General features: G+C 51.0%; 23 protein-coding genes and 1 pseudogene. 9 read left to right on the plus strand and 15 right to left on the minus strand.

Annotation, left to right across the window (positions count from 1 at the left end; genetic code table 11):
- Window positions 1–60 precede the first annotated feature (60 nt).
- A complete protein-coding gene (gene greB / locus OOK74_RS10630) occupies window positions 61–543 on the minus strand; it encodes a transcription elongation factor GreB (protein ID WP_278182769.1) in 483 nt (160 codons plus the stop codon).
- Between the two features lie 259 nt (window positions 544–802).
- Here greB and OOK74_RS10635 point away from each other — a divergent pair, with 259 nt between their 5' ends.
- On the plus strand, window positions 803–3136 hold the full coding sequence (locus OOK74_RS10635; RefSeq protein WP_278182770.1) for a Tex family protein: 2334 nt from the start codon (window positions 803–805) through the stop codon (window positions 3134–3136).
- Between the two features lie 89 nt (window positions 3137–3225).
- On the opposite strand, the gene OOK74_RS10640 is transcribed toward OOK74_RS10635, so the two are convergent.
- Both OOK74_RS10640 and bioH read right to left on the minus strand, forming a co-directional pair.
- A complete protein-coding gene (locus OOK74_RS10640) occupies window positions 3226–3696 on the minus strand; it encodes an ATP-dependent Lon protease (RefSeq protein ID WP_278182771.1) in 471 nt (156 codons plus the stop codon).
- Between the two features lie 83 nt (window positions 3697–3779).
- Window positions 3780–4550 (minus strand): pimeloyl-ACP methyl ester esterase BioH, encoded by a 771-nt coding sequence (bioH, locus tag OOK74_RS10645; RefSeq protein ID WP_278183269.1) that lies wholly within the window; start codon window positions 4548–4550, stop codon window positions 3780–3782.
- On the opposite strand from bioH, the pseudogene OOK74_RS10650 reads away from it, so the two are divergent.
- From OOK74_RS10650 to cysQ, 4 genes and pseudogenes are all read left to right on the plus strand, one after another.
- Window positions 4486–5347: pseudogene (locus OOK74_RS10650) on the plus strand (phosphoribosyltransferase family protein). The gene bioH and the pseudogene OOK74_RS10650 overlap by 65 nt on opposite strands.
- 86 nt (window positions 5348–5433) lie before the next feature.
- Entirely contained in the window at window positions 5434–6021 is a 588-nt protein-coding gene (gene nfuA / locus OOK74_RS10655) for a Fe-S biogenesis protein NfuA (RefSeq protein ID WP_274722551.1), read from the plus strand.
- Window positions 6022–6146: 125 nt separating this feature from the next.
- A complete protein-coding gene (nudE, locus tag OOK74_RS10660) occupies window positions 6147–6710 on the plus strand; it encodes an ADP compounds hydrolase NudE (RefSeq protein WP_277207009.1) in 564 nt (187 codons plus the stop codon).
- A 133-nt stretch (window positions 6711–6843) separates the two neighbouring features.
- A complete protein-coding gene (gene cysQ, locus OOK74_RS10665; protein ID WP_278182773.1) occupies window positions 6844–7683 on the plus strand; it encodes a 3'(2'),5'-bisphosphate nucleotidase CysQ in 840 nt (279 codons plus the stop codon).
- 74 nt (window positions 7684–7757) lie between these two features.
- Here cysQ and OOK74_RS10670 read toward each other — a convergent pair whose 3' ends face one another.
- Genes OOK74_RS10670 through gspC form a run of 12 tightly spaced genes read right to left on the minus strand, consistent with a single transcriptional unit; the run spans window position 7758 to window position 19080 of the window.
- A complete protein-coding gene (locus OOK74_RS10670) occupies window positions 7758–8516 on the minus strand; it encodes a type II secretion system protein N (RefSeq protein ID WP_278182774.1) in 759 nt (252 codons plus the stop codon).
- Window position 8517: 1 nt separating this feature from the next.
- Window positions 8518–9027: a type II secretion system protein M gene (locus OOK74_RS10675; protein ID WP_278182775.1), complete on the minus strand. Its 510-nt coding sequence runs from the start codon at window positions 9025–9027 to the stop codon at window positions 8518–8520.
- A gap of 9 nt (window positions 9028–9036) precedes the next feature.
- Window positions 9037–10248 (minus strand): type II secretion system protein GspL, encoded by a 1212-nt coding sequence (gene gspL, locus OOK74_RS10680; RefSeq protein ID WP_278182776.1) that lies wholly within the window; start codon window positions 10246–10248, stop codon window positions 9037–9039.
- Window positions 10217–11227, minus strand: a complete 1011-nt coding sequence (gene gspK / locus OOK74_RS10685) for a type II secretion system minor pseudopilin GspK (RefSeq protein ID WP_278182777.1) — start codon at window positions 11225–11227, stop codon at window positions 10217–10219. The genes gspL and gspK overlap by 32 nt, the downstream gene beginning before the upstream one ends.
- A gap of 5 nt (window positions 11228–11232) precedes the next feature.
- Window positions 11233–11925, minus strand: a complete 693-nt coding sequence (gene gspJ, locus OOK74_RS10690; RefSeq protein WP_278182778.1) for a type II secretion system minor pseudopilin GspJ — start codon at window positions 11923–11925, stop codon at window positions 11233–11235.
- Complete coding sequence (gene gspI, locus OOK74_RS10695; protein WP_274722543.1) at window positions 11912–12265, minus strand: type II secretion system minor pseudopilin GspI; 354 nt, start codon at window positions 12263–12265, stop codon at window positions 11912–11914. Before gspI ends, gspJ begins: the two co-directional genes overlap by 14 nt.
- Window positions 12255–12836 carry a type II secretion system minor pseudopilin GspH gene (gene gspH, locus OOK74_RS10700; RefSeq protein ID WP_278182779.1) on the minus strand — a complete coding sequence of 194 codons (582 nt, stop codon included), beginning with the start codon at window positions 12834–12836 and terminating at the stop codon, window positions 12255–12257. Before gspH ends, gspI begins: the two co-directional genes overlap by 11 nt.
- A gap of 29 nt (window positions 12837–12865) precedes the next feature.
- Window positions 12866–13321 carry a type II secretion system major pseudopilin GspG gene (gene gspG / locus OOK74_RS10705; RefSeq protein WP_277207039.1) on the minus strand — a complete coding sequence of 152 codons (456 nt, stop codon included), beginning with the start codon at window positions 13319–13321 and terminating at the stop codon, window positions 12866–12868.
- A 49-nt stretch (window positions 13322–13370) separates the two neighbouring features.
- On the minus strand, window positions 13371–14591 hold the full coding sequence (gene gspF, locus OOK74_RS10710; protein ID WP_278182780.1) for a type II secretion system inner membrane protein GspF: 1221 nt from the start codon (window positions 14589–14591) through the stop codon (window positions 13371–13373).
- On the minus strand, window positions 14591–16102 hold the full coding sequence (gene gspE, locus OOK74_RS10715) for a type II secretion system ATPase GspE (protein ID WP_274722540.1): 1512 nt from the start codon (window positions 16100–16102) through the stop codon (window positions 14591–14593). The genes gspF and gspE overlap by 1 nt, the downstream gene beginning before the upstream one ends.
- Window positions 16102–18126: a type II secretion system secretin GspD gene (gspD, locus tag OOK74_RS10720; RefSeq protein WP_278182781.1), complete on the minus strand. Its 2025-nt coding sequence runs from the start codon at window positions 18124–18126 to the stop codon at window positions 16102–16104. Before gspD ends, gspE begins: the two co-directional genes overlap by 1 nt.
- A 42-nt stretch (window positions 18127–18168) precedes the next feature.
- Window positions 18169–19080: a type II secretion system protein GspC gene (gspC, locus tag OOK74_RS10725; RefSeq protein ID WP_278183270.1), complete on the minus strand. Its 912-nt coding sequence runs from the start codon at window positions 19078–19080 to the stop codon at window positions 18169–18171.
- A gap of 229 nt (window positions 19081–19309) precedes the next feature.
- Between gspC and hslR the strand changes: the two genes are divergently transcribed.
- The 4 genes from hslR (at window position 19310) to OOK74_RS10745 (ending at window position 24936) form a co-directional block, all read left to right on the plus strand.
- Window positions 19310–19687, plus strand: a complete 378-nt coding sequence (gene hslR / locus OOK74_RS10730) for a ribosome-associated heat shock protein Hsp15 (protein ID WP_274722537.1) — start codon at window positions 19310–19312, stop codon at window positions 19685–19687.
- 37 nt (window positions 19688–19724) lie between these two features.
- Entirely contained in the window at window positions 19725–20600 is an 876-nt protein-coding gene (hslO, locus tag OOK74_RS10735) for an Hsp33 family molecular chaperone HslO (protein WP_278183271.1), read from the plus strand.
- A gap of 357 nt (window positions 20601–20957) precedes the next feature.
- On the plus strand, window positions 20958–22586 hold the full coding sequence (pckA, locus tag OOK74_RS10740) for a phosphoenolpyruvate carboxykinase (ATP) (protein ID WP_274722536.1): 1629 nt from the start codon (window positions 20958–20960) through the stop codon (window positions 22584–22586).
- Window positions 22587–23049: 463 nt separating this feature from the next.
- Window positions 23050–24936, plus strand: coding sequence for an AsmA family protein (locus tag OOK74_RS10745; protein WP_278182782.1), 1887 nt, complete (start codon window positions 23050–23052; stop codon window positions 24934–24936).
- The last annotated feature ends 14 nt before the right edge of the window (window positions 24937–24950 follow it).

Here is a 24950-nt window from a genome sequence, read left to right on the forward strand (position 1 = left end):
GGAAGGTGATTCGCCATCGGATAACGGCACCGCGTACCGACCTTATCTCCTGACTCATACTCAATTGACTTGCTCATACTCAATCGAATTGATAAACCACTCTTTAACACCGGCAGGGGTGCGTACTTGCAACTCTTCATCGACTTGCTTTTTAAGCAGTGCTCGAGCCATCGGCGAATCAATTGAAATGTAATCTTTGGCATCGCCATAGATTTCATCTGGGCCAACGATACGAAACTTCTTCACTTCTCCAGCTTCATTTTCAATTTCTACCCATGCCCCGAAAAATACTTTGCCTTCTTGCTGCGGCGCGTAATCAACAATCTTCAACTCGGGCAGCAATTTACTTAGGTAACGCACCCGGCGATCGATCTGACGCAGTAAACGCTTGTTGTAAGTATAATCCGCATTTTCTGAGCGATCGCCAAGACTCGCCGCCCATGACACTTTTTGCGTGATCTCTGGGCGCTGCTCTTTCCATAGATAATCCAGCTCTTGTTTGAGCTTATTGTAGCCAGCTCTGGTGATCAGTTTGGTTTTCACTCGGGGTCCTCAACAAAATCAGCTTGCGCGCAAAGTACCGATTTTTGCTGCACTTGACCAGTCACAACAAAAGATTTGACTAAAAGCTCTCAAAAGCGCGCCACAGACGTGGTATTAATAGCCGCCGATGATTGATCGTCCTCTAAAGTGGGCAGAGCGTGATCCTGCGCTCAAACTGCGCTTTGCTACCAGCCTTACGCTAGAGTCCAACGCAATTGCCCCCATATAACATACAAATATCAACAAGAGACCACCACGGATGAGCCAAGCTATCTGTCACCAGATTGCTCAAGAACTGCATGTTCGCGCTGAGCAAGTTATCGCTGCCGTCACCCTAATCGACGATGGCAATACCGTTCCTTTTATCGCCCGTTACCGTAAAGAAGTGACGGGAGGATTAGACGATACCCAACTGCGCCACTTAGATAGCCGTCTTGCCTATCTGCGTGAGATGGATGATCGCCGCCAAACCATCCTCAAATCGATTCAAGAACAAGGCAAACTGACCCCAGAGCTGGAGCAGGCAATTTTAAGCGCCGACAGCAAAAACCGCCTTGAAGATCTCTATCTGCCTTACAAACCAAAACGGCGCACCAAAGGTCAAATCGCGATTGAAGCGGGGCTGGAGCCGCTGGCGGATACCTTATGGACCCATCCGAATACCGACCCGGAAAGCGCGGCGGCAAACTACATTAATCCTGAAAAAGGGATTACAGACAGCAAAGCGGCACTCGATGGCGCGCGTGCGATCGTGATGGAGCGCATCGCAGAAGATGCCAATCTGCTGGAGAAAATCCGCCAGCACCTTAATCGCAACGCACAGATTGTCGCGCGGGTGGTAGAAGGTAAACAGCAAGCTGGCGAGAAGTTTAAAGATTACTTTGAGCACTGCGAGCCGATCAGCAAAGCGCCTTCCCATCGCGCTTTGGCAATGCTGCGTGGCCGTAACGAAGGCTTCTTAACTCTGACGCTGAATGCCGATCCTGAATTAGCCGAAAGTGCGCGCCAATCTTACTGCGAAAGCTTGATTGCTGAGCATTACGGTATTCATCTCAGTCAAGCGACGGCCGATAGCTGGCGCAAGCAAGTGATCAGTTGGGCTTGGAAGATCAAAATCTCGCTGCACATGGAAACCGAACTGATGAGCGCAATGAAAGAGCGCGCAGAAATCGAAGCGATTGAAGTGTTTGCCAGCAATTTAAAAGATCTGCTGATGGCAGCCCCTGCCGGCCCTCGCGCCACGCTCGGCCTCGATCCTGGCCTACGCACCGGCTGTAAAGTCGCGGTAGTCGACGCCACCGGTAAAGTGCTGGCCACCGACACCATTTACCCTCATGCGCCACAGCATCAATACGATCGCGCTATGCAGTCCATCGCGCTACTGGTGAAAAAATTCAATGTCGATCTGATTGCGATTGGTAATGGCACCGCCTCGCGCGAAACCGATGCCTTTGCCGCCGATCTGATCAAGCGCGGCAGCCTCAAAGTGCAAAAAATCATGGTCAGCGAAGCCGGAGCTTCGGTTTATTCCGCTTCTGAGCTGGCGGCCAAAGAGTTCCCCAATCTGGATGTGTCACTGCGCGGCGCAGTTTCTATCGCACGTCGTCTGCAAGATCCGCTCGCTGAACTAGTGAAAATCGATCCGAAATCAATCGGGGTTGGCCAATATCAACATGACGTCAGTCAGAGCCTACTCGCCAAACGTCTGGATGCGATTGTGGAAGATTGTGTGAATGCGGTCGGTGTCGATGTGAATACCGCTTCGGCTGCCTTGTTAACTCGCGTGGCCGGACTGTCCGCCACCCTCGCGCAAAACATCGTCGCTTATCGCGATGACAATGGCCGATTTGAGTCACGTAGCGCCCTGAAAAAAGTGCCACGCTTGGGGCCTAAGGCGTTTGAACAGTGTGCGGGCTTCCTGCGCATTATGGATGGTAAAAATCCGCTTGATGCCTCCGCAGTCCACCCAGAAGCGTATCCGGTGGTGAAAACCATTGCCGAGAAGAACAGCAAAGATCTCAAAACGCTGATTGGTAATACTGAGTTCCTGCGCACCCTGCACGCGGTCGATTACACTGATGAGCACTTTGGCGTGCCAACAATCAGTGACATCATCAAAGAGCTGGATAAACCGGGGCGCGATCCGCGTCCAGAGTTCAAAACTGCCACGTTTGCCGATGGCATTCATCAAGTGTCGGATCTGGAAGTGGGGATGATTTTGGAAGGCGTGGTCTCCAATGTGGCCAACTTTGGCGCATTTGTCGATATCGGCGTGCATCAAGATGGCTTAGTGCACATTTCGGCGCTGACCGATCGCTTTATCGCCGATCCGCGTGATGTGGTGAAAGCGGGAGACATCGTCAAAGTCAAAGTGATGGAAGTGGATGTCGCGCGTAAGCGGATTGCGCTCTCGATGCGTTTAAACGATGAGCCAGGCCAAGATCATCGCAGCCAACGCAGTGCCGCACCACGCGCAGCACAAGAGCGTCGTGCGCCACGCCGGGCTGAGTCAACCGGCAATGCGCAAAGTGGGGCAATCGGTGGTGCGATGGGCGGTGCATTTGCTGCCGCGTTCGCCAAAGCCAAGAAATAGTCATCAGCCATAGCTTGAATGGCTATCCTCAAGTGAGATAAAAAAGTCCCCATGACCATGGGGACTTTTATTTTGCGCGGACGACCCACCTACAAAACGGCAATCACGTCTGATGGTGTGTTGGGTGCCACTGCGTGACCATAATGATATTTGATCACGACACGCCGGCGCGCCATTTTGCCTTGTATTATCGCAGCATCAAGAATGTGCTTTGGTAAGCGAAAGCGCATCACATAACCTTTGCCTTGCTGTTCGCTGTACGAAGCGAGCGCCAACAGTTCAAACAATCGCTCTAGCTCGCTTTTCGATTCATGGTGATGAAAACTACGCTGTTGTGCTTCACCATCCACATCGTAGCTGGGATGCTCAGCAGGATCCCATGCGGGCTGTTTGCGGCGTTTATCATCATCTTTAATCTTACGTTCAGCATTCGATCCGGCCAAGGCTACGGTAGGCGTAACGGGCGCACGCACGCGGTTATCACGTGCGACCTGCTCGGTTGGCACATTCACTGATGGGGCGATAAGCGGCACACTGACATTGGTCGGTGACACTAGCATAGCCGAAACCTCCTCAGCTTCGCCCTCCCCCAGCTTCCGCTGCGGGTTAGACTATTTATCGACCAGTATCGCTAATCATTGAGTCAATTTTTGGTCAGCGCGGCAAAAGTGAGCAGCTGTTGCTCAAATAGCTCTGCCTCAGTGATAAACGGTGCATGAGCCGATTGATTGAAAATCACTGCCGCGCTCTGTGGCAGCAGTAAATCGACATCATGAGCGATATTGACTGGCACTAAACCATCTAACCGACCATACAAGCGCAGCACTGGCTGGGTCAGTTGAGCTAATTCAGCGCGCAAATCCAGCTCAGCCAGCATGGTGAGTCCTGCCATCAAGGCTAAGGGATTTGGCATCGGCCGCGACAACACCGCTTGTTTAAGCTGTTTGACATCCTGCCGAGCAGTGGGGCTCCCCATCGCTTGCAGCGCCATAAAACGCTCAATCGTTGATGGAAAATCGCTGAGCAATTGCTGGCTAAACGCTTGTAATACCGCCGGCTGAATACCACGCCAATCCTGATGTGCCGCAAATTTTGGCGAGGAAGCCACAGTGACCAATTGGCGCACATACGCTGGGTGATGTAACGCGATATGCGTCGCGACTAACCCGCCCAGTGACCAACCAACCCAAATCGCATCACGCGGAGCCTCTAGCAATAACGCGGCGGCGATTTGCTCGATATTCTCGGCATTCAGTGCGGCACTGTGACCATAACCAGGCAGATCGACCACATGCACTCGAAAGTGGCGACTTAATGCTTGTGCGGTTGATTGCCACACCGCGCCATTCATCCCCCAGCCATGCACCAGCACCAGATCTTGCCCTTGTCCACTCACTTGCCAATACAACGCCATGGTCACATTTTCTCCGTCTATTTCCATCGTTATCACTTTTGCCTGTCGGCAAGATAAGTGCAATTACCCCCAATTATGGAATGATGATGTTAATCGATTGGCTTAGAAAAACCACTGCGCTACAACAGATGGCACAATGCCCACTGTGTCGCTTGGCACTCGATACTCCTAATCCAGCGGGTATTTGCACCGCTTGCCAAGCATGGTTGGCACATGGTGCACGCTGTCAGCGCTGCGGCTTACCCAGTTTAATCGCGGTCGAACAGTGTGGACAATGCCTACGCCAGCCGCCAGCGTGGCACACACTGATCTGCGTGGGCGATTATCGTTTTCCGCTGAGCGATGCGGTACACCAACTCAAATATCAGCGCCAGTTTTGGCAAGCACCGCGCCTCGCTCAGTTGCTGGCCGCCCAGATAGAGCAACCAGCACCGTTATTGTGCAGCGTACCACTGCATTGGCGACGACGCTGGCAGCGCGGCTTTAATCAAAGTGATCTGCTGGCGCGAGCCTTAGCCCGCACTTTAGCCACCGACTATGACCACCAACTGTTTAGCCGCCGCCGAGCCACACCGCAACAGCAAGGGCTTAGCAAAACTGAGCGCCTCAACAATCTGCAAGATGCATTTCAGCTTAATCATCTGCCACGCGCAGCTCATGTGGCAATTGTCGATGATGTGGTGACCACGGGCAGTACCCTTCGCCATTTATGTGCGTTACTGCTTGCTGCTGGGGTGCAAAGGATTGATATTTACTGCCTATGCCGCACTCCCGAGCCAAAAGAGCGCCAACCTTAACGTTTTTTATGCAAAAAGGCTGGATCATCGCTAACTCAGGAGTAAAATGGTGAGCAATAACCTATTCTTTTACTCGGGTATTCGTCGTGTCAAATCCAATTACTATTACTGAATCTGCTCAATCTCACTTCGCGAAATTGCTCGCTCAGCAGCCTGAAGGGACTAATATTCGCGTGTTTGTGGTTAACCCTGGAACACAAAATGCCGAATGTGGTGTTTCTTACTGCCCACCGGAAGCGGTAGAAGCTACCGATACCGAGCTGACCTTCAGCAACTTCTCCGCTTATGTTGATGAGCTAAGCCTACCGTTTTTGGAAGACGCGGTGATTGACTTTGTGACCGACAAAATCGGCTCACAACTGACCCTAAAAGCACCGAATGCGAAAATGCGCAAAGTGGCTGATGATGCTTCACTGATCGAGCGGGTTGAATATGCACTACAAACTCAGGTTAACCCACAATTGGCGGGGCACGGTGGCCACGTCAGCCTGATCAGCATCTCTGATGATGGCGTTGCACTGGTACAATTTGGCGGTGGCTGTAATGGCTGCTCAATGGTCGATGTCACACTCAAAGACGGGATTGAAAAAGAGCTACTGGCTCAATTTGCAGGGGAGCTGACCGCAGTACGCGACTCTACCGAACATGATCGCGGTGAGCACTCTTACTACTAGCCCCTCTAGTGAGCTCAGCACCAAGCACCTCAAGCTGATGGTTCGCCATCGGCTTTTCGGCCAATGATTGGCAACCATCGTCACCACACCGATCGTGACTAAACCTTTTACAGCGGAGCCTTGGTATGCCATCCAAATCTTTACCTGCGATACTGGAACGCACCACCATCGCCCAGTCGCGACTGTTTACTATTGAAGCGGTGGATCTGCGTTTTGCCAATGGCGCACAGCGTACCTATGAGCGGATGAAACCCAGTGGGCGAGACGCAGTCATGATGGTGCCGATCACGGCTCAAGGTGATCTGTTGTTGGTGCGCGAATACGCTGCCGGAACCGAGCGTTATGAATTGGGTTTTCCAAAAGGGTTAATCGATGCCGGCGAAAGTGCCGAACAAGCGGCCAATCGCGAATTGAAAGAAGAGATTGGCTTTGGCGCGCACCAATTAATTCCACTCAAAAGCGTTGTGCTTGCCCCATCCTACTTCTCAAGCCATATGCAGTTATTTATCGCGCAAGATCTCTATCCTGAATCATTAACCGGTGATGAACCGGAACCTTTAGAGATCATTCGCTGGCCATTAGCTCAAGCCGAAGAGCTGCTGACCCATCTCGATTTTTGTGAAGCGCGCAGTATCACCGCATTACTGCTCGCTCTACGCTTGATACAAGCCGATACCCAAACCGCTTGAAGATATGCCGGTAGACGACCAAGGAACAAAACCTCTGAGCATAGATAACGATGTGATGAAGTTTATGAGTACCAATCAATACCGCGGCAATTTCAAGTAGAACGGAGATAAATCACCAACCTTGGGAGTGATTATGACAACCACCCACGATTTCTCATCCTTACTGCCGAAAGTAATTGATATCGCCCAAGCGGCAGGGCAATTGATTTTAGATATTTACCAACACCAATCCTATCAAGCGTTCACCAAAAGTGATGCCACGCCAGTGACCAGTGCCGACTTAGCGGCACATCAATTGCTGTGCCAACAGTTACAGCAGTTAACTCCAGACATTCCAATCCTCTCCGAAGAGGATGCCGAGATCTCACTGGCTACCCGTGCAGCTTGGCCGCGTTACTGGCTGGTTGATCCATTGGATGGCACTCAAGAGTTCATCGAACGCAGCGGCGAGTTTGCGACCATTATTGCGCTAGTGGAGCATAATCAGCCGGTGATGGGCGTGGTGTATGCCCCGGTATCCGGCGTGACTTACTACGCCTATGCCGGTAAAGGAGCATGGAAAATTGCCGATCAGGCGCAGAGTGTGCCAATCCAAACTTACCAACGCGAATCCGTTGATCATTCATTGAGCATCGCGATCAGTCGTCGCCAAGACATCAATCAGATCACCCACCGCCTCAACAGCACATGGCATTACGATCTGCTACCACTGGGCTCTGCAGCATTGAAAGCCTGTTTAGTGGCAGAAGGTGCGGTCGATTGCTACCTCCGCTTTGGTCCCACCGGTGAATGGGATACCGCCGCCACCCAATGCATTGTCGAACAAGCCGGTGGCCGCATTGTTAGCACCCAGTTAGCGCCGCTCTCCTACAATCAGCGCGAAAGTTTACAAAACCCAGATTTCATTGTGCTCGGCGATGCCAATTTACCTTGGTCTGCAATCCTGAATTTGCCGAGCGATAAAATCATCTAACCGAGCGAGGCCGTAATCTTACTCAAAACTATGACTTAACGTCATTGCTAAAAGTGATTGATCAAGGTTATTGCTTAAAGTTGCCCTTGCGGATTAAACCGATAACGGCCTTGTGCATCAGGAGCGGGTAACCAGTTCAACGACGGCTTTAAGCCATCAGGAAAGGCATCTTGCGGTTGAAACCATGCTTGCACTTGGTAACGATGATCTGGCTGTAACGTCAGGTTAAACTGACTGCTGACCTGCTCAGTTTGCTGGCCACCTTGCGCGGTGATGACACTGTCTTGACAACTGAAATCTGCCAGTACATTCCCGAGATCCAACGTCGCTAGTGGCGAGACAACTTGTGCCGTAGACCAAACCAAACTGCCTTGCGCTTGCTGGCAATAAGGTTGAGCGAAGCGATAGTGTTGCAACGTTAATTCCAACTGCCCCTGTACCGTTAAGGGGAACGGCAAACTAAGCCACGGCAACGCTTGCTCGGCGGGTAACGACAGCAGTAGGTGATCAGCATAAGGACCCGTTAAGCCAACCCCAACCACGCCTTTACCGCGCAGTTGATTGATACTGCCTCGCCCAAAACGCACATCGGCTTGCAGCCGTGCCAGCAGTAAACGGCTCAGATGCAGATCCCAGTTCAGATCGCCAAGATTGGTTTGTTGCCACTGTACTTGGGCGATTTTGCCCTTCCACAGCGTGCCCTCAATCCCATTGAGCTGTAAACCCTCTGGCAACGGTAGCGGTTTAAATGCGACCTGCGCTGGCAGATGTGCTAGCACACTGACCAACACCACCGCCGAAAATAATCCACTATAAGCTATCGCACGCCGCATCTTAAGCGCCTCGCTTTAACTGTAAGCGCTTGACTTCAACCAACCCGCTCTCTTTACCGCGGTCGATATCGATCACATCCACACTCACCCCTTGTCGCTGTTGCAAATCGGCAATCCAAGCCACCAACTGGGTAAACGGCAGTGGCTGGATCCACACTTGCATCATTTCTCCGCGCGGCTGTACCCGGATTAACTCAATCTTGAACTGACGAGTCGATTGAGTGATCACCTGATTGAGTGACTGATTAGTCGCCGCTTGCCCACCACTACCTTGCCCAGCTTGACCACGCAAAGTCACAATCCGGTTGGCATTATCACTCACCCAGCTCAGCAGCTGTTTTTCACTCTGCAAACGCGCTTGTGCTTGAGTGGTACGCTGTTCTAGCGGTTGCCACACGCCCCAGTAACTGATCGCGATGAGCGCTAACGCGCCACTCACCAACAGCATTTTTTGCTCGCGCGGCGTAACACTGCGCCACCAAGCCTGTATCGAAGCTAATAACGGTTTCATCCTTTCGCCTTACTTTGGCTTAACCAGCAACACACCAAACACTTGCTCACCATTTTTATTCACTTGGCCTTGTTCGACCACAAAATGCTGCTCAAGCTGGGTACGTGCTTGCTCAAAACTTTGGAAATCACGACTGGTCGCCTCTAGGCGGACTTCATTGCGATTACCATCAAATTTAATGCTTTGCAGTTGCAGATTAATTCCACTCAATGCGCTCGGTAACGGAATCAGCCAGTGTAATAGGCTGCCTGCACTGGAAGAGCCAGATAAGCGCGCCAGCTCATCGCTGATCTGCCGTCTTAAATAGGTCACGGTTGGAATACGCTGTCGATCAGTAAAAATAGTCCGGAAAATTTGCTCACTTTGCGCACGGTAAGCATCGGCTTGTAACTGATACTGATGGGCTTGCAACATACTATGGCCGATCGTTACTGCGACCAATAACCCAGCGGCGATGCCAACTTTGCGCCAAATTCGCCAATGGGGCAGCCAAGACGATTGTGGCTTAAACCGGCCACTGAGCAGGTTAAATTTGCTACTCAATGCTTCTTGGGTCAGCAGTTGCATGACTAAACAACTTGGCTGATCGTGCCACTCTTGCTGCTCAGCCAAGGCTAACGAGGGTAATGGCGTGAAAGCGTGCAGTGGCAGATACTGATCATCTTGCTTTACCCAAGCATCGCTGGCGAGCAAACTTAACCACTGAGCATCGAGTGCCATGCCTTGGGTGTCGCTTTTACGGACTAACCACTCATCACCCAATTGCAATGCGCTTAAACCGGCGTCAACACGAGGAACCGCCAGCACATCGGGCAGCACGCGTTGCACTGACAAGCCACATTCGCTCAGCTGCTCTAAACAAGCAGCGAACCAGCGGCGATCCACACCGACCACATCGGCACTGTCACGCCCTTTACTGAGCACACAAAAATGCAACTCTTCAACATCTTGTGCGATCTCATCTTCCAGCAAATAGGGCAACATGCTCTCCAACTGCCGCGCCGCACCGGGCGGGATCGCCACTCGGCTTAAGATCAGATCACTGGCCGCCAGCAGCACTAATACGCTACGCTCGGCCGCATAGCTTTCCAGCTCATGTAAAGCTTGCCAGCCAGCCACTTCACCGCTAGCAATCACTTGCTGCAGTTCGCTAGACCATACTAACCAAGGGATTTCGGCCTCGGTTTGACTACTCAGTCGAACGGTCAGAAACTCGCTCACTGATCCCTCCAAAGCGACGACTAACCACCGTCGCAGTTTTTTTATCGTTACTGTAAAACAGGCTGCGGATCCGCACACGCGAAGCATCGACCAACACCTGAGCATCTAATTCAAAATAATGGCTATCGACACTGAGGTATTTTTGCGCCTCGGTGCGTGTTGCTTGCTCGACGCCATTGAGCGCCGACTCGGCCAGAAAATCTTCCACACTTGCCCAACCATCAAACGGGCGCCCTTCCAACAAGGTTTTGGCGCTCGAACGGCTCAAAGCCGGGCTAAACATCGCCGCCAACAGCGCCGCTTGTTCAGCTGGCAAGGTATTCACATTCAAACGCCACTGATCGGTCGGTAGCGCACACAGATAAGGCAGCGCTTGCTGCATTAACTCACCACTCACTTGCTGCACCGCACGCCATTCGCTGGCATCGGCTAACCAAGCATCCGCCGCCAGATAAGCTGGATGCATCGATTGATAGTAACTGTCTTCAACCCCATAAGCGGTGCGTACTGAGTCATCAGCATCAATAAATTCCAGTGTCGAATCAGCGATGGTTTCCGCCAGATACCCCTCGACTTGCCACTCTTCGCTCAGCGCTTGTAACACCCGCAATAAATATGGCTTTTGTACGCTATCGGCACTGATCTTGACCTGCGCCAATGCGTTAAGGTTAAAGCAAGCTTGCATATCGCGAATTTTACCGCTCACTTGACCGTAATCGAGTGGGTAGGTTTGCTGCTGGGTCGCCCACGGCTGACTTAAATTGATCGTCTGGCTATCTTGATAGCTCTGCTCAATGCCTTTTTTGACCAAGGCTTCGACCCCGAGACTATACCAATAGGCTTGCTGGTAATTGAGTTGATGGGTGGCGCGCTGAAACTGGCTAAACAAGCGCTCAGCCATCGTAGCCGCAATCGACACCATCACCGCCAGCAGCAATAACACCACAATCAGCGCTACGCCGCGCTGCTTAACGACCATTATGCTTAACTACCATTATTGCTACTCTCAGCCTGATTGAGGGTCGCGCCGCCAGTCAAATAAATCCGCTCCAACTGACCATAATCTTGCAACTGCAGCATCACTTTAACTGCCTCAGGCAATGCATGCTTGGTTGACCATTCCGTGCGCCACTCGCCTTGTTGATAAAACTGCACCTGCCAATCCTCAACACCGGTTAATAACGGTGTCACCAAGCCAGACTGACCCACAGGAGTATCCGGATAGTGCCACCAGATACGCTCTAAACGCTGCTCATAAATTCGGTAGCCGACTTTCGCCACCTCGCCGCGTGGAAACTGCTGCTGTGGGTTATGCCAGCCCAGACGGGTAAACAGCAAGCCATGCTGATCCGAATCGAGCAAAGACGCTTGCCATTGCAGCAACAATTCACTCGGCGCTTGTCCATCGGTACGAAATTGGCGCAGTGCCATCTGGCGAAAATCGGCGTCCATGATCACCAGCGCGCGTTGTAACTCAGTCAAACGCGCGCTGCGTTCGGCCGAAATTTGATTGCTGCGCTGCACTTGGTTAAGCACCTGATAAGCACCAATGCTCAAACTGGCGAAGATCGCTATCGCCACCAACACTTCAATTAAGGTGAATCCGCTGCTTTGCTGGCCCGCTAACTTAGCGTGCGCAGACCGCGATAGCGTGTACCGTGGCTTAATTGGCAACATAACTACGCACCGTCACGACCGGGGTTGCCCCTTTTTCGGTTGCCACACTCACATCAAAGGCTTTGAGCAGATTGTCGGCCGTGGGTACTGGACTGAGTTTCCAATACCAGGTTCGGCCGGCCATCTGCTCACTGCCCTCACGCGCCGCCAGCGCACGCGGATTAAGCATCACTTGCGCCATCTGGTTATCCACCACCATCGCTGCAAACAGTTTCTCTTCCAAATAATTGACCGTATTGATGTGCTGACTGACTGAGCGGATGACACTGATCGCCGCCGTCGCAAAAATTGCCAGCGCCACCAACACCTCCAGCAAAGTGAAACCGCGTTTATGGTTCATCACTTTCTCCCGGCGCCAGCAGGTGCAAGGTACCATTTTCTTGCGCGCTGACTCGCCACTGCTCATCGCGTGGTTGTCCTTTGGGAAAAATGCGCAGCGTAAACGGCGTCACTTCGCCACTCGATAGCACAAACAGTTGCGGCGGGCGCTCCTGCTTAGTCGCTTGCTGCTCAGCAAACATCTCTTCATCAAACAGTGTACCGGGATTAAACAGTCGCTCATCGTTTTGCCAACGGCTGCCACCCAGTTGTAGCTCAAGCTGTAAGTTGCCATCGAGCGTGGTTTGATTGGTCATTTTATTGCTTTGCCACTTCTGCCAGCCTTGATCCGCACTCAATTGTAAAAAGGTCAGCCGCCGCGCCTCAACATCGACTCGCACCCCAAAATCTTGCCCACTCAGAATCGCTTCTTCGTTAAGCAAAAGTAAGCGCTGATAGAGACTCTGGGCACTGATTTTGGCTTCATCGTTGACCGACACCGGCAAGGTGGCGATCACCGCCACCGCACTGACCGCCACCAACACCAGCACCAGCAACACTTCCAGTAACGTAAAACCGCGCGTCGCTGTCATGGATTGGATCGATACCTTATTGTGCAAGTTTATTGAAAATCTTGAATGTTCCAGTTACCGACATCGGCATTCGGGCCTTCACCACCCTCTTGGCCATCCGCGCCTAAGGTGAAAATATCCAATGCGCCTTTATCACCAGGACTCAAATATTGATACTCATTGCCCCATGGATCTCTTGGCAGACGGCGAATATAACCCCCATCACGATAGTTGCGTGGCTCAGGGTTACTTGGCTTACTCACCAGCGCTTCTAAGCCTTGATCTGTGGTTGGGTAGACGCTGTTATCCAGCTTGTACATATCGAGGGCATTTTCCAGCGCCACAATATCGGTCACCGCTTTTTGTTGGTCGGCTTTCTCTTTATTACCCAACAAGTTTGGCACCACAAAGCTGGCTAAAATGCCCAGGATCACCACCACCACCATCACTTCGAGCAGGGTAAAACCCGCTTGCTGACCGATCGGTTTCCGAATTGCTTTACGCATTGTTTTCATAGTTACTCCACACTATTTCGTCTTCATCGCACGCGGCGACTTAACGACTCATTAAATTATTCATTTCCAAAATCGGCATCAGGGTTGCCATAACAATAAACAGCACCATACCCGCCATTAATGCAATCAAGGCGGGGGTAAAAATCCCCAACGCGATATTGACCGTTGATTCAAAACTCTGATCTTGGTTATCCGCCGCGCGGGTCAGCATGCCTTCCAATTCTCCACTTTGCTCACCACTGGCGATCATGTGCAGCATCATCGGCGGGAACAATTTGGTCTGCTCAAGCGCTTTGCGCAAGCTGGAGCCTTCGCGGACATTTTCCGCCGCGGCTAACACCTGCTGTTTGACAAATTGATTGGTCATTACATCCACCGCAACCCGCATGCCATCCAAAATCGGGATCGCACTGGAGCTACAAATCGACAGCGTGCGTGCAAAACGTGCGGTGTTAAGACCACGCGCGATTTTGCCAATCATCGGCAGGCGGATCACGCGCCGATCCCAAGCCAAACGCAGATCCGGCTTAGTCAGCGCATAGCGCAGCAGGTAGATCAGCACGAGCAAGCCAATCACTAGCCATACGCCCCAATCCTGTAAAAAGTCACTGGCATCGAGCAAAAACTGGGTCGAAGCCGGTAAGGCTTGCCCCATTTGCACAAATTGCCCGACAATTTTAGGTACCACCGCCGCCAACAAAAAAGCCACGATGCCGACTGCAAACACCACCAGCACCACCGGATAGATCATCGCTTGTTGCAGCTTGGAGCGCATTTTCTGCCGATTTTCCGCATAGTCTGCCAAACGCTCTAATACCGAATCGAGATGTCCGGATTTTTCGCCAGCCGCAACCATCGAGCGAAACAGCTCATCAAACACTTGCGGGTAATCGGCTAAGCTATCGGACAAGGTATAACCTTCGGTCACTTTGGCGCGCACCGCCACCAACATGCTGCGAATACGTGGCTTTTCCGACTGCTCGGCCACCGCACGCAAACACTCTTCCAGTGGCATCCCCGATTGGACTAAGGTAGATAGCTGACGGGTGATCAGCGCCAGATCTGGGGTGCTAATGCCGCGCTTAAAGCCCAAACCTTGGCGGCGATTGCGCGCCGCTTTCGCTTGGGTTTCCAACACTTCAATCGGCACTAAGCCTTGCTCTTTGAGGCGCTGCCGCACTTGACGCGCATTATCACCCTCAATGATGCCTTTTTTATGACGCCCTTTGCTATCTAACGCTTTGTATTCAAACGCCGCCATCAGGACTCCTTGGTCACCCGCATCACTTCTTCCAGCGAAGTGATGCCTTGGCGAACTTTGTCTAGGCCATCATCACGAATGCTTGGCGTGGTCGCACGGATCTGTTTTTCCATCGCCTGTTCACCCGCTTCGCTATGGATCAGCTCTTGCAACGCATCATCCACCAACAGCAGTTCATGGATGCCGGTTCGGCCGCGATAACCTTTGTGATTACACTTGGCGCAACCGGTCGCTCGGTAGAGGATCAGCGGCTCTTTTTTCTTGCTATCAAACAGTTTGCGCTGCTCTTTATCCGCTTCATAAGGCTGTTTGCAATCGGCGCACAGCGTGCGTACCAAGCGCTGTGCCAGTACGCCAAGCAGCGATGAGGAGATCAAAAACGGCTCAATCCCCATATCGCGCAAACGGGTGACAGCACCCACCGCGGTATTGGTGTGCAAAGTCGACATCACTAAGTGACCAGTCAGCGAGGCTTGCACAGCAATTTGCGCGGTTTCCAAATCACGAATTTCCCCGACCATCACCACATCGGGATCTTGGCGCAAAATGGCGCGTAAACCGCGGGCAAAGGTCATATCCACCCGTGGATTAACTTGGGTTTGGCCGATGCCGTCAATATCAAATTCAATCGGATCTTCGACGGTGAGGATATTGCGCTCGCTGCTGTTGAGCTCTTGCAAACCAGCGTACAAGGTGGTCGATTTACCTGAGCCGGTCGGTCCGGTGACCAAAATGATCCCATGGGGACGCGCGATCAAGCGGCGGAAATTGTCATGGTTTTGCGCGGTCATGCCCAAGCTGTGCAGATCAAGCCGCGTGGCATTTTTATCGAGCAAACGCATCACCACTCGCTCGCCGTGGGACGAAGGCATAGTCGACACCCGCACATCCACGGCTCGGCCACCAATGCGCAGTGAAATACGCCCATCTTGCGGCACCCGTTTTTCAGCGATATCCAACTTGGCCATCACTTTCACCCGCGACACCAGTAGTGATGAGAGTTTGCGACTCGGCGCTAATACTTCACGCAGCACCCCATCGACCCGAAAGCGGATCGACAAGGTTTTTTCAAAGGTTTCGATATGAATATCCGATGCCCCTTCTTTGATCGCTTCGCTCAGCATCGCATTGATCAGTTTAATGATCGGCGCATCATCTTCACTTTCCAGCAAATCTTCGTTTTGTGGCAACTCTTCAGCCAGCGAGAAGAAATCATCATTGTCGGCCCCAATATCTTCCATCAACTGCCGCGCCTCCGATGAGTCGCGTTGATAGACTTGGGTCAGCTTGAGTTCAAACTCGTTCTGGGCCAAGGCTTGCAGTTGAAACGCGTGTTTAACCACGCGTTTGGTTTCGACCAGCGCCTCAATCGACAATGGCGCTAAATAGTAGATGGTGGCCTGAGAAAAATCTTCATTCCAATCGAGCAGTAACTTAAACCGATTGGCGAAGCTAAACGGCAGGCGACGGATCAACGGTTGCTGTGCTGGAGAAATCACCATTTCAGTCATTATTTAAGGTCCATCTGTTCAATAAAGGCTTGAATTTCTGGTGGATGAAGCTGATCCGCGCCAAATTTTGGCAGCACAGGCACACTGGCATCATCCAGCAAGCGCAAGCCTTTTTCCGCGCGGAATAGTTGCTCAGCCCGAATGTAATTGTATTTGCGCTGGGTGATGCCATCCGCGGTCATACCATCACGAATAATGGTTGGCTTGATAAACACCATCAGATTTTTCTTTTCCAACTGTGAACTGGTCGAGCGGAACAGCTGACCAAGCAGCGGAATATCGCCGAGCAGTGGCACTTTGGATTCGCTTTCCATAGCTCGCTCATCAATCAAACCGCCGAGCACCAGCATCTGACCATCTTGTACCATTACCGAGGTGTTGAGCTGACGTTTAGCAAAACGCACGTCAACCGCGCCGTTAGCGCCTAACACATTAGACACCTCTTGCTCAATGTTAAGCTGCACTGAGTCACCTTCGTTGATTTGCGGCACCACTTTGAGCTTAATCCCGACCTCTTTACGCTCTACGGTTTGGAATGGGTTGGTATTGCTTGAACTTGCGGTTGAGCCGGTGATCACCGGCACTTCTTCACCGACGATAAATGAGGCTTCACCGTTATCCATTACTGTGATGCTGGGCGAGGAGAGGATGTTTGAGGTGGAATCATTCGATACCGCACTGATTAACGCCGTCCAGTCGCCGAGGGCAATACTGACCGCCGCACCTTGCAAGCCAGACAATGCTGAAGCTAAGCTAGAGTAGTCACCAGCTTCAGTTCGAGTATAAGGTTCATATTTACTGGTATCACTATTCCAGCGGCTATCGGTGATGGTTGTTTCCTTGGCCTCTTCAAGACCAATCATCACATTGCCAATCGAAGCACCCGTGTTGCCATATTGAATCACCGAGCCGCTTTCCAGCGAACCCCACTGCACGCCCAAATTAATCCCATCGCCTTCGGACATTTCGACAATCAGCGCTTCAATCAACACTTGCGCGCGGCGAATGTCCAATTGGCCAATCACCTCCAGCATCGCATTCATAATATCTTGCGGGGCCGTCAGCACTAGCGAGTTGGTATCCACATGCGCGGCAATCATCACTTCGTTACGCTTGGAATTGTTTGCCTGACCAGTGCCTTTTTCCGCTTGCAGATTGTCGGATACGCCCTTTAACACTTCGACCATATCGTTAGCTTTGGCGTATTTAAGGTACACCACCCGGTTATTGCCTTTGGTCGCCATTTCGACATCCAGCTGTTTAATCAAACGCTTGAGTCGATCACGCACTTTCGGATCACCGGAAATCAAAATCGAGTTAGTCCGCTCATCGGCCACAAACTTGGGTTTTAAGAATTCTGGGGTATTTTGCGCATCGGTGGTTTTGCTGAGCGCCTCGACAATACGTACCATTTCCGCTGCCGACGCGTTATTGAGCTCAACCACTTCAATCTCTTTATCGCCCGCCTGATCGACGCGGCGAATGATTTCCGCTAAGCGATTGACGACTGCGGCTCGGCCAGTGATCAAAATAATATTGGCCGGATCGTAATGCACGACGTTGCCAGCCCCTGCGTTATCAATCAGTTGGCGCAGCAGCGGCGACAATTCACGCACCGATACATTTTTTACCGCCACCACTTGAGTGATCACCGTATCGCCATTGGCACGCTCATCACCACTGAGAACTGGAATGGCTGAGGTTTTGGCATCTTTCGATTTGATCACCTTGAGCACGCCGTTATCCATTTCGACCACGGCAAAACCATACACTTCCAGCACACTCAAAAAGAAGCTGTAGTATTGCGCTTCATTTAAGGTATCAAAACTGCGTACATCGACTTTGCCACGCACGGAAGGGTCAACAATGATGGTCTTTTCCAGATTACGCCCAACAATATTGATAAACTCTTGAATATCCGTGCCTTTAAAGCTGGCACTGTACTGGTTTGCCACCGCGACTAACGGCATCGACAGCAAACTGCCGGCCAATAACCATGAACTTTTTTTCAGCCACACTTTCACTGGGAACTCCCTTGCCTCACTAAGCTCGCACTGAGCTGAGTGTTAAAATTGAATATAAACATCATATTGTTGACCATCGCGCTCAACCGTTAGACTGATTTCGGTCAGCTCGTTGATTGACTGAAATACGCTATTCATAATATTCGGATCGCTGAGATCCATACCATTGAGCGCCACGGCCACATCGCCCGCTTGCAAGCCGACCGACTCAAACAGCGCGGCATCTTTGCCGGGACTGACACGATAACCAATCACCTTCTCATCACGCTTAACCTGAGAAAGGCGCACATATTGAAACAGTTCCTGCGGATTGCGCGCGATCGCTTCACGAATCGTATCGAGAGTCTCTTGCGAAGTTGGCTCCGCCTTGGGTTGCGTAGCGGGCGCGGAATTATTCGGCGCTGGCGCAGCCGTTGAGGCGGTATAATCCAGCCCTTCCAGCATTAGAGTTTCATCACGTCCAGCATTACTGATGATCACGCGATCGGCCAACACCGCTTGCAGTTTAACTTGCGTGCCTTCAATCACTTCATTGAGACCATAAGTGGCTTGCACGCCTCGATTGGCAATCACCGCCAAACTTTTTTGTGGATCATTACTGGCTACCACTCCAGAGAGTACCAAGGTTAAGCGAGTTTTAGGCGCATCAACTACCACGGGAGCCGCGACCACGGGTGGTTTGGTTGGCACAAAGGTGCCAAACAGTGCGCCGCTTTGTAAGCCACTGATATCGATTGATTGCCGCTCACTTTTTAGTGCGAGTGGGGTTGGCTGCCAGCTCGGCACAGGCACTGGATCTGCCAAGACTAACCACACCATTTTGCCCACCATCCACGCCGCGACCACCAACAAGAAGAGGGTCAATCCTTGACTGATCGGTTTTTGCCAACGCAGCGCTCGCTCGCTCACTAAACGCGGCCAACTCGCGAGCGGCGGCAGTTGTTTAAATTCCATAAATGTCCACGTCATTTGTTGCTCTAGTTGTAACACCCAGTGTTACCCAAATCGGGCGCTACAGCAGTTTTTCAATACGTTATGTCAACGCAGCAATATATCACAAGCTAAATAACACCAAGTGTCTCAAACGTTAAATTGTCGACTTGCTTGAAAAACTGGGCAGCAAACACCATTGTTAAGCGGTCAATAGTTTAAAGCATAACCAGCTTAGAGAGGAAATATGCCAATGAGTTCCAATCCCGATGGTATAAGGCTGGATAAATGGCTGTGGGCAGCCCGATTTTACAAAACCCGTGCCATCGCGCGAAATATGGTCGAGGGTGGCAAAGTTCACTATAATGGCCAACGCACGAAACCCAGTAAGTCAGTCGAGCTGGGCGCACAACTCACCCTACGCCAAGGTCATGACCAAAAAACGGTGATCATCGAAAAGATCACTGATCAGCGGCGTGGCGCGCCAGAAGCACAATTGCTGTATCGCGAAACCGCAGACAGCATCGAGCAACGAGAGCGCCAAGCGATGATGCGCCAACTCAACCCGAGTTCCGATCAACGTCCTGATAAAAAACAGCGTCGAGATCTACTCAAATTTATCCATCAGTAAGTAAATAGCCGGACAATTCCTTATGACGACACATTCAATGGCGAGCAATATGCTGCATCGCTATCTTTTTGCAGACCTCTCGGTGCGTGGCGAGTTGGTTCAACTGGACGACACTTACCAGCAGATGATTGCCAGTCAAGCATACCCAACCGCAGTACAACACTTGATTGGTGAATTGCTGGTCGCCACCTCACTGCTGACGGCCACCTTAAAGTTTGAAGGTTCGATCACCTTGCAACTGCAAGGCGATGGCCCAGTCTCTTTAGTGGTGATTAACGGTGATAATAATCAGCAAGTCCGTGGCGTGGCGCGCTGGCAAGGTGATATTGCCGAAGATGCTGGTTTGCACGATATGCTGGGCAAAGGTCACTTAGTGATCACTATTGAACCAAAGCAAGGCGAGCGTTACCAAGGCGTCGTTGGCTTAGAAGGGGCAACACTAGCGGAAGTGCTGGAAGGCTATTTCCTACGCTCTGAACAACTGAAAACCCATTTGTGGATCCGCGTTGGTCAACAAGCAGGTAAAGCTTGTGCGGCCGGCATGTTGCTGCAAATCGTACCGGATGGTAAAGGTTCCAGCGACGATATTGAGCACTTAGCCCAGTTGACCAACACAATCAAAAATGAAGAGTTGTTCACCTTGCCTGCCGAAGAGCTACTCTACCGCTTGTATAACCAAGAGAAAGTGCAGCTGTTCACCCCACAAGCGGTGAGTTTCCGCTGTGGCTGCTCGCGTGAACGCAGTGGCGCGGCAATTGTTACAGTCGCACGGGACGAGATTAATGACATTTTGGCGCAAGATGGCGTGGTGTCGCTGCACTGTGATTACTGCGGTACCACCTATTCTTTCGATGCAACACAGGTGAGCGAGTTGTATCAACCCTCATCCAGTAATGGGCAAACCTTGCATTAATCTGCCGCGTAAAGCGACCAATACCCAGCAACATCACTCACTAAAAGCCAGCCCTCACTGGCTTTTATTTTTGGTTTTTATTTAAAAGAACAAATAAAAACCAAACAAAATCAATAGTTAAAATAAAAATCTCAACTTAAACCAATCACGTCTCCTGATATTCAGTCACCAAAAAGCGATTTCACGGCTGCATAAAATATGCAATACCAATATCTGTGACGAGCTACCTGAAACCACCGAAACTGGGTGGATAATATTTGAACTGCCTCCCTGTTTTGTCGCCTATCCGTTGTTAGCATGTTCCACAGACAACCAAAATTATTACAAAATCCCTACAAAATCCTACAAGGAGCACCTATGACCGTTATGGAACATACTAAGGCTGCACAAATAGACCTAGCCCAATATGGTATCAATGGCGTTAAAGAAATTGTTCGTAACCCGAGCTATGAGCTGTTATTTGCTGAGGAAACGCGTTCTGACCTCGAAGGTTATGAGCGCGGTGTCGTCACTGAATTAGGCGCCGTCGCAGTTGATACTGGTATTTTTACTGGCCGCTCACCGAAAGATAAATTTATCGTTAAAGATGACACTACCCGTGACAACATGTGGTGGACCTCAGATAAAGCCAAAAATGATAACAAACCGATTAACCAAGCGGTGTGGAGTGATCTAAAAACACTGGTGACTAAGCAGTTATCAGGCAAACGCTTATTTGTACTCGATGGCTACTGCGGCGCGAACGCCGATACACGCCTGAGTGTTCGCTTTATCACCGAAGTGGCGTGGCAAGCGCACTTTGTGAAAAATATGTTCATTCGTCCTACCGAAGAGGAATTAGCCCGTTTCAAACCAGATTTTGTGGTGATGAATGGTGCCAAGTGCACCAATGCGAAATGGCAAGAGCATGGTCTGAACTCAGAAAACTTCACTGTGTTTAACCTAACTGAGCGCATGCAACTGATCGGCGGTACTTGGTACGGCGGTGAAATGAAAAAAGGCATGTTCGCGATGATGAACTACTTCTTGCCGCTGCAAGGCATCGCATCAATGCACTGCTCTGCCAACATGGGTAAAGAGGGCGATGTGGCCATTTTCTTTGGCCTCTCTGGTACCGGTAAAACAACACTCTCAACCGATCCAAAACGCGCGTTAATCGGCGATGATGAGCACGGCTGGGATGATGATGGCGTGTTCAACTTTGAAGGTGGCTGCTACGCTAAAACCATCAAACTCTCTAAAGAAGCTGAGCCAGATATTTATAATGCCATCCGTCGTGATGCGCTGTTAGAAAACGTCACCGTACGCAATGATGGCTCGATTGATTTCGATGACGGCTCAAAAACGGAAAACACTCGTGTTTCCTACCCGATCTATCATATCGACAACATTGTTAAACCGGTGTCGAAAGGCGGTCATGCCAATAAAGTGATTTTCTTGTCGGCGGATGCGTTTGGCGTACTGCCTCCGGTGTCCAAACTAACTCCAGAGCAAACTAAGTACCATTTCTTATCCGGTTTTACCGCTAAACTGGCCGGTACTGAGCGTGGTATCACGGAGCCAACCCCAACCTTCTCGGCCTGTTTTGGTGCGGCGTTTCTCACTCTACACCCAACCAAATATGCTGAAGTGCTGGTCAAACGAATGGAAGAGTCTGGTGCCGAAGCTTATCTGGTCAATACCGGTTGGAATGGCAGTGGCAAACGTATCTCGATTAAAGATACTCGCGGCATTATTGATGCGATTTTGGATGGTTCGATTGAACAAGCGGAAACCAAGCACATCCCAATCTTTAATCTTGAAGTACCAACCTCACTGCCAGGGGTTGACCGAATGATCCTCGATCCTCGTGATACTTATGTCGACCCACTGCAATGGGAAAGCAAAGCCAAAGATTTAGCCGCGCGCTTTATCAATAACTTTGACAAGTACACCGACAATGCGGAAGGTCAATCACTGGTTGCGGCCGGACCACAACTCGACTAAGCCGCAATCCAATCACTTTCGCTCATCCCAGCATGAGCGAAAGTAAATACCCAAATAACTTGAAGTTGCGGGTAGGCGGCAAGTGAGTGAGTCCCCAATAACATAGACAGACTATGTGATTGGGGTGAGCGAACGTAGCCAACACCGCTGCAGCTTCAAGTAGGAAGGGTAAAAATGATAACTCACTAGCAAGCCCCTCTTTCAAGGGGCTTTTTTTGTTGCGGTTGCGCTCACTTTACTCCAAGCTTGCTAAGCAAATCCCCAGCAACATGCCAACTCGCAGTGCACAGCGTTGTCACTCGCTGATACCCAAACAACTTGTAGTTGCAGGTAGGCGGCAAGTGAGTGAGCCCCCATAAGCATAGACAAACTGTGTGATTGAGGTAAACGAACGTAGCCAACACCGCTGTAACTTCAAGTAGGAAGGGGATAGTTAAGATTAATGACGGTAATTGCAGAGACTATGAGAAAAATTCTAGCCATAAGTGTCGCCGGCATCGCCCTACTGCTGATCATGGTGTTGGCAGGGTTTGGTATCATGCACACTCGCTACTTCACGCCATCGGCACAATGGATCGTGCAGCAGCTATGGCCAGCAACCCTGCGTTTTGAAAACATCGAATATCTCTATCCATTTAAGCTGCGCTTGCAAGGAGTACAACTGGCAACCACACCGAGCGTTGAAGTGCAGCAGATCGATTTATGGCTCAACCCACATGGTCTGCTCAAGCAGCAACTCCGTATTGATAGCGCATTACTGGATGGCATCAATCTCAGTCAAGGTTTGCCAACTTTTGCTTGGCCTGCCGCAATCCAACTGCATCATTTAGCGATCCATAATCTCAACTGGACAGATCAAGAGGTGAGCGCGCGCGGGGTCAGCCTGCAAATCCAGCAACCACGCTGGCAAACGCCACAACAGTGGTTACCCTATGGCAAGCTGCAGTTGGCCGCCGAACAAATTACCCTTGAGGGTGAAACGTTTAATCAAGTGCTGATCAATGCGGAGCATCAGACCGAAAATAGTACCATCCACGGTTTTTCTTTCGATTGGCGCGATAGCCCCATCTCTGGGCAAGCCGAGCAATACCCAGAAGGCTGGTCACTGATCAATGTCACCCTCAACCGACTTAACCTCGATTTCGACCAAGTCCGCGCCAATCCACTGTGGCAAAAAATCACCACTTACGTAAATCATATTAACAGCTTAGATCTGCTCAACAGCCAGCTTACCAGCCATGGGGTGACTTGGGAGAACCTCAATCTATCACTGGAAGATTACCGCTTATCCACCACGGTCTGGCAACAGCCACAAGGCTATCTGTCACTCAATGCAGACTCTGCCAAATGGCGAGAAACTTTATGGGTCGAGCCGAGTGCCGAGCTGACTTTTAACCCGAACGGAATTGAGATTGAAGGGCATACCCAAGTCTGGCAAGGGGATGTGCAGTTGCAAGGCAAATTGAACCAACACAGCATCGAGCTGGATCAACTGACCATCAGCGGCGTGAAATGGATTGCCGAACAACCGCAAGATCTCCAGCTACTGACTCAAGCCCTACCCGCTTGGCAACATTTGCAGATTGAGCATTTGGATATTAATAATCTGCAATTGATTCAAACCGCACAGCGCCCATTTTGGCAACTCTCCGGCCTCAATGCCGATGGTGAGCGTCTGCAATGGATCAAACAAGGCGCTTGGGGATTTTGGCAAGGTCAGTTGGCGCTCTCCGCCAACAGTGCCAGCTATGCCGGCATTCTTAGCACTCAAGCAATATTAAATATGCACAGTGAACAAGACGTGTGGCAGTTAACCCGAGCCTTTTTACCGCTCGAACAGGGTTATATTGAAGCCCACGCCACTTGGGATCGATCAACACCCAGTGCGCCTTGGCAATTAGCACTCGATGTCGACTCGCTACCACTTGCACCGCTGCAACCGTGGCTAAAAACGCCGTTTGGCCTGCAAGGTTTAGCGGATATGAGCTTAACCGCGCAAGGTATGGCCGGCGATCACAATATGCTGGCCCACTCACTGAGCGGACAATTGCAGTTGAGTGTGCGTCAAGGCTTGCTGTCGCTGCACAATGCCAACACGGTGATCACCCAACCTTTTGAATTAGAACATCTGCCGGTCAACGCCGATCGAGGACGGATCACCATTACCCCAACCCCCCTGCATGGACCAAACCTGCACGGCCAGCTAAGTGGTAGTGGCGATTTATTGCAAGCGCAGCAACATCAGTGGCGACTAGCGATTGAGCAACGCTGGGCTGATCACTGCATTGACCTCAGTTGGGATTTCATTCAGACCGAATTAGTCAGCCAAGCTTGTGCCAGCAAACCCTAATCCATAGCTCATCA

The sequence above is a fragment of the Vibrio misgurnus genome, assembly GCF_029635775.1.
GTDB classification, from domain to species: domain Bacteria; phylum Pseudomonadota; class Gammaproteobacteria; order Enterobacterales; family Vibrionaceae; genus Vibrio; species Vibrio chanodichtyis.

Bases quoted from the DNA above. Each gene is read 5' to 3' on its own strand.
- OOK74_RS10635 (WP_278182770.1), top strand. From the start codon at position 803: ATGAGCCAAGCTATCTGTCACCAGATTGCTCAAGAACTGCATGTTCGC.
- OOK74_RS10640 (WP_278182771.1), bottom strand. From the start codon at position 3,696: ATGCTAGTGTCACCGACCAATGTCAGTGTGCCGCTTATCGCCCCATCA.
- bioH (WP_278183269.1), bottom strand. From the start codon at position 4,550: ATGGCGTTGTATTGGCAAGTGAGTGGACAAGGGCAAGATCTGGTGCTG.
- nudE (WP_277207009.1), top strand. From the start codon at position 6,147: ATGCCATCCAAATCTTTACCTGCGATACTGGAACGCACCACCATCGCC.
- cysQ (WP_278182773.1), top strand. From the start codon at position 6,844: ATGACAACCACCCACGATTTCTCATCCTTACTGCCGAAAGTAATTGAT.
- OOK74_RS10670 (WP_278182774.1), bottom strand. From the start codon at position 8,516: ATGCGGCGTGCGATAGCTTATAGTGGATTATTTTCGGCGGTGGTGTTG.
- OOK74_RS10675 (WP_278182775.1), bottom strand. From the start codon at position 9,027: ATGAAACCGTTATTAGCTTCGATACAGGCTTGGTGGCGCAGTGTTACG.
- gspK (WP_278182777.1), bottom strand. From the start codon at position 11,227: ATGGTCGTTAAGCAGCGCGGCGTAGCGCTGATTGTGGTGTTATTGCTG.
- gspJ (WP_278182778.1), bottom strand. From the start codon at position 11,925: ATGTTGCCAATTAAGCCACGGTACACGCTATCGCGGTCTGCGCACGCT.
- gspI (WP_274722543.1), bottom strand. From the start codon at position 12,265: ATGAACCATAAACGCGGTTTCACTTTGCTGGAGGTGTTGGTGGCGCTG.
- gspH (WP_278182779.1), bottom strand. From the start codon at position 12,836: ATGACAGCGACGCGCGGTTTTACGTTACTGGAAGTGTTGCTGGTGCTG.
- gspG (WP_277207039.1), bottom strand. From the start codon at position 13,321: ATGCGTAAAGCAATTCGGAAACCGATCGGTCAGCAAGCGGGTTTTACC.
- gspF (WP_278182780.1), bottom strand. From the start codon at position 14,591: ATGGCGGCGTTTGAATACAAAGCGTTAGATAGCAAAGGGCGTCATAAA.
- gspE (WP_274722540.1), bottom strand. From the start codon at position 16,102: ATGACTGAAATGGTGATTTCTCCAGCACAGCAACCGTTGATCCGTCGC.
- gspC (WP_278183270.1), bottom strand. From the start codon at position 19,080: ATGGAATTTAAACAACTGCCGCCGCTCGCGAGTTGGCCGCGTTTAGTG.
- hslR (WP_274722537.1), top strand. From the start codon at position 19,310: ATGAGTTCCAATCCCGATGGTATAAGGCTGGATAAATGGCTGTGGGCA.
- hslO (WP_278183271.1), top strand. From the start codon at position 19,725: ATGGCGAGCAATATGCTGCATCGCTATCTTTTTGCAGACCTCTCGGTG.
- pckA (WP_274722536.1), top strand. From the start codon at position 20,958: ATGACCGTTATGGAACATACTAAGGCTGCACAAATAGACCTAGCCCAA.
- OOK74_RS10745 (WP_278182782.1), top strand. From the start codon at position 23,050: ATGAGAAAAATTCTAGCCATAAGTGTCGCCGGCATCGCCCTACTGCTG.